Source organism: Noviherbaspirillum sp. (assembly GCF_036846085.1).
GTDB lineage: Bacteria > Pseudomonadota > Gammaproteobacteria > Burkholderiales > Burkholderiaceae_D > Noviherbaspirillum.
In genome coordinates this window covers 4,326-8,333 of record NZ_DAIUCO010000239.1, presented here as the reverse complement: position 1 = coordinate 8,333, position 4,008 = coordinate 4,326, and the positions used below count along the sequence as shown (strand labels likewise).

Below are 4,008 nucleotides of genomic sequence, written 5' to 3'. Positions count from 1 at the left end.
GTTCCCTCCCCCCTCTCAGGGGGAGGGCTAGGGTGGGGGTAGTGAGGTTGAACAACCACATCCTTTGGCTCGACCTTATCACCCCAGTGCGGGCCACCCCATCCCAACCTTCCCCCTAGGTGGGGGAAGGCGCATAACGCGGGTTGTGAAAACGGCCGGTCATTCTAAAAAGCCGCAAGGAGACAACAAATGCAATACCAGAACATCTTCTTCACCATCAGCGACGGCATCGCCCGCCTTACGCTCAACCGTCCCGAAAAGCTCAACAGCTTCACCGGTGCGATGCATCGCGAGGTGCAGCATGCGCTCGACGCGATTCGCGCGGATCAATCAGTACGCGTGCTGCTGCTGACGGGGGCGGGACGCGGATTTTGCGCCGGGCAGGATCTGGCCGACAGCGAAGTGGCGCCCGGTCCGGACGGCGCCGATCTCGGCGCGGCGATCGAAAAATACTATGCGCCGCTGGTGCTCTCCCTGCGCGCATTGCCCTTCCCGGTGATCTGCGCCGTCAACGGCGTGGCGGCCGGCGCCGGGGCCAACATCGCGCTGGCATGCGACATCGTGATCGCCGCCCGCTCGGCCAGCTTCGTACAGGTGTTCTGCAAGCTCGGCCTGCTGCCCGATACGGGCGGCACCTATTTCCTGCCGCGCCTGCTCGGTACTGCAAGGGCCATGGGACTGTCAATGCTGGGTGACAAGCTCACCGCGGAGAAGGCGGAAAGCTGGGGACTGATCTGGAAGTGCGTCGACGATGCGCAGCTTGCGCAGGAGAGCGACGACATGGCCCGGCATTTCGCAAGCGCACCGACGCTCGGCCTGTCGCGCATCAAGCAGGCGCTGTACGCCAGCCCGGCAAATAGCCTGGAGCAGCAGCTTGCGCTCGAATGCAACCTGATGCGCGAGCTCGGGCGCAGCCACGACTACCAGGAGGGCGTGAACGCCTTCATGGAAAAGCGCGCGCCGCAATACAAGGGGAAATGATCATGGCGACCGCATCATGAACGATCACGGCGATCTGCCGCCGATGGACCCGCAAAGCCTGGCCGAAGCGGCCGGGCTCGCCATGTTCACGCGCGACCGGGCGACGCAGGCGCTGGGCATGGAACTGGCCGCGATCGGGCCGGGGTATGCACGCATGACCATGCAGGTCCGGCCGGAGATGCTGAACGGTCACGGGACCTGCCACGGCGGCTTCATATTCGCGCTGGCCGACAGCGCATTTGCGTTTGCGTGCAACAGCTATAACCAGAATACGGTGGCGTCGGGGTGCAGCATCGAATACCTGAGCCCCGGCCGCGAAGGCGATGTGCTGCAGGCCGAAGCGGTCGAGCAGGTGCGTTCCCGCAAGACCGGCGTGTACGACATTACGGTGACCAGCCAGGACGGGACATGCATCGCAGTGTTCCGGGGGAAGTCATTTCAGATCAATGGAGACGTGATCGGCGCGGCGATGGACAAGGGATGAATCGTCGCGGCGGTCGGCATACAAGAGGAGACGCATATGGCACATCGCAGACCGGAGCCCAGGGAACTGGAACCGATCGAAACCGCGGGCAGGGATGAACTGCAGGCATTGCAGCTGCAGCGGATGAAATGGTCGTTGCGGCATGCGTACGACAACGTGCCGCATTACCGCAAGTCGTTCGATGCGGCCGGTGTGCATCCCGATGACCTGAAGACGCTGGCGGACCTGTCCCGCTTCCCGTTCACCTACAAGAACGACCTGCGCGACAACTATCCGTTCAATATGTTCGCCGTGCCGCGCGAGCAGGTCGTGCGCATCCATGCATCCAGCGGCACCACCGGCAAGCCGACCGTGGTCGGTTACACGAAGAACGACATCGATACCTGGGCGACGGTAATGGCGCGATCGATCCGCGCCTCGGGCGGCCGTCCCGGCGATATCGTCCATATCGGCTATGGCTACGGCCTGTTCACCGGCGGACTGGGAGCCCATTACGGCGCGGAAAAGCTGGGGTGCACCGTGATCCCGATGTCGGGCGGGCAGACCGAGCGGCAGGTGCAGCTGATCCAGGACTTCAAGCCGCGCATCATCATGGTCACGCCGTCATACATGCTGAACATCGTGGAGGAATTCGCGCGGCAGGGATTGAATCCCGCCGACACCTCGCTCGAAATCGGCATCTTCGGCGCCGAGCCGTGGACCGAGGCGATGCGCAGCGAGATCGAAGCGCGCGCCGGCATCGACGCGGTCGACATCTATGGCCTGTCGGAAGTGATGGGGCCGGGCGTGGCGAACGAATGCATCGAAAGCAAGGACGGCCCGGTGATTTGGGAAGACCATTTCTACCCGGAGATCATCGATCCCGATACCGGCGCGGTGCTGCCGGACGGCGAGGAGGGCGAACTCGTCTTCACGTCGCTGAGCAAGGAAGCACTGCCGATCATCCGCTACCGCACGCGCGACCTTACCCGCCTGCTGCCGCCGACCTCGCGGTCGATGCGCCGCATCGGCAAGATCACCGGCCGCTCGGACGACATGCTCATCATCCGCGGCGTGAATGTGTTCCCGACCCAGATCGAGGAACTCATCCTCAAGCAGGCCGATCTCGCGCCGCAGTACCAGCTCGTGGTCACGCGGGAAGGCCATCTCGACGAACTGGAGGTCAGGGCGGAAATGCGCATCGAAGCCGCGGCGAAGCTGGGCGCTTCGGACGTGGAGGCGCTGGCACGCTCGATGGAGCAGCAGATCAAAACCTTCGTCGGCGTGACGACGCGGGTCAGCGTGGTGCGGCCGGATACGATTGAACGCACCGCAACAGGAAAGGCCCGGCGGGTGATTGACAAGCGGCCGAAGTAAAAGCGTTAAACATCGCTGGCCATTCGACTGCGAGTGGTCACTTTGTTAAGAAGATGTGACGCGGAAACAAGCCTCGGTTAAGATGTGCCCGCCTGATCAACAGGCGCTTCCCGCACTCTTTCCGCGAGGCTGGCTTGAAAAACAAATTTTCCCTCGTTGTCATTTGCCTCCTGTTCGGCATTGCCTTTTCCGCGGCGGGCCTGTTCGGCGGCTTGCTGCCTGTGCAAGGCATGCTGGCCAACTGGCACAAGACTCAATCATGGGAACCGGTGTCCGCCCAGGTGCTCGACACCGAGCTCAAGAGCAGCCGCAGCAGCAAGACCACCACCTACAAAGTCACGGCGCGGTACCGGTATGAATACTGGGGCAAGGCCTACGAGGGGACGCGCGTCGGGCTGTCGGATTCCGGGTGGGACAACATCGGTTCCTGGCATAAGGACTGGCATGAACGCCTTATGCAGGCGAAAGCCGCCGAAACACCGGTGACGGTATGGGTCAATCCGGTTCGTCCCGAACATGCGATCATCGACCGCGACATACGGTGGAAGCAGCTGGTCTTTCATATCCCGTTCGCCACGCTGTTTCCCGCCGTCGGCATCGGGGCATTCTGGATGCTGTGGAAAACACTGCGTGCGCCGGCGGACGGCCCGTTGCCAAGCCTTCCGCGCCGGAATTCCCGCCGCATTCTCTCGAACGGCAGGAATGCGAAACGGGGTGTCTGGCTGTTCGCAATCTTCTGGAATTTGCTGAGCTTCCCCATTGCCGGCATTGCGCTTGCCGATGCAGGACGCCAGGGCGGCCTCATATGGGTGGTACTGATTTTCCCCCTGGTCGGCCTTTACCTGCTGTATGCCGCCGTCCGCAGCACGCTGGCATGGCGGCGGTTCGGCGAACTGGCTTTGTCACTGGCATCTCCGGCCCCCCGGCTCGGCGAAGTCATCGGCGGACAGATCCGCTTCACCAAGCCTGCCGAGCCCGACGCCGGCTATCTCGTTTCGCTGGTTTGCGAACAGGTCGATCACACCGGTGACGATACCCGCTACCGCACCGTCTGGCAGCAGCAGAAATCGATGCGCCCGCACGGCGACACGATCATCTTCGCATTCCATCCGCCGGCCACCCTGCCGCCGTCGTCAGAAACGGAAGGGCAGCGCCATCGCTGGCAGATAAGGGTACAGACGGAAGAC

At 62.9% G+C, this 4,008-nt stretch carries 4 protein-coding genes; all 4 read left to right on the top strand.

What is annotated here, in order from left to right:
- Positions 1 to 189 precede the first annotated feature (189 nt).
- Entirely contained in the window at positions 190 to 981 is a 792-nt protein-coding gene (gene paaG / locus V7080_RS20995; RefSeq protein ID WP_334190338.1) for a 2-(1,2-epoxy-1,2-dihydrophenyl)acetyl-CoA isomerase PaaG, read from the top strand.
- Positions 982 to 997: 16 nt separating this feature from the next.
- Positions 998 to 1,465 (top strand): hydroxyphenylacetyl-CoA thioesterase PaaI, encoded by a 468-nt coding sequence (paaI, locus tag V7080_RS20990; RefSeq protein WP_334190337.1) that lies wholly within the window; start codon positions 998 to 1,000, stop codon positions 1,463 to 1,465.
- 36 nt (positions 1,466 to 1,501) lie between these two features.
- Entirely contained in the window at positions 1,502 to 2,821 is a 1,320-nt protein-coding gene (gene paaK / locus V7080_RS20985; protein ID WP_334190336.1) for a phenylacetate--CoA ligase PaaK, read from the top strand.
- Between the two features lie 134 nt (positions 2,822 to 2,955).
- Positions 2,956 to 4,008: DUF3592 domain-containing protein (locus V7080_RS20980; RefSeq protein ID WP_334190335.1), on the top strand; the 1,053-nt coding region annotated here is incomplete at its 3' end.

Coding starts and splice junctions, on each gene's coding strand:
- paaG (WP_334190338.1), top strand. CDS start 190: ATGCAATACCAGAACATCTTCTTCACCATCAGCGACGGCATCGCCCGC.
- paaK (WP_334190336.1), top strand. CDS start 1,502: ATGGCACATCGCAGACCGGAGCCCAGGGAACTGGAACCGATCGAAACC.
- paaI (WP_334190337.1), top strand. CDS start 998: ATGAACGATCACGGCGATCTGCCGCCGATGGACCCGCAAAGCCTGGCC.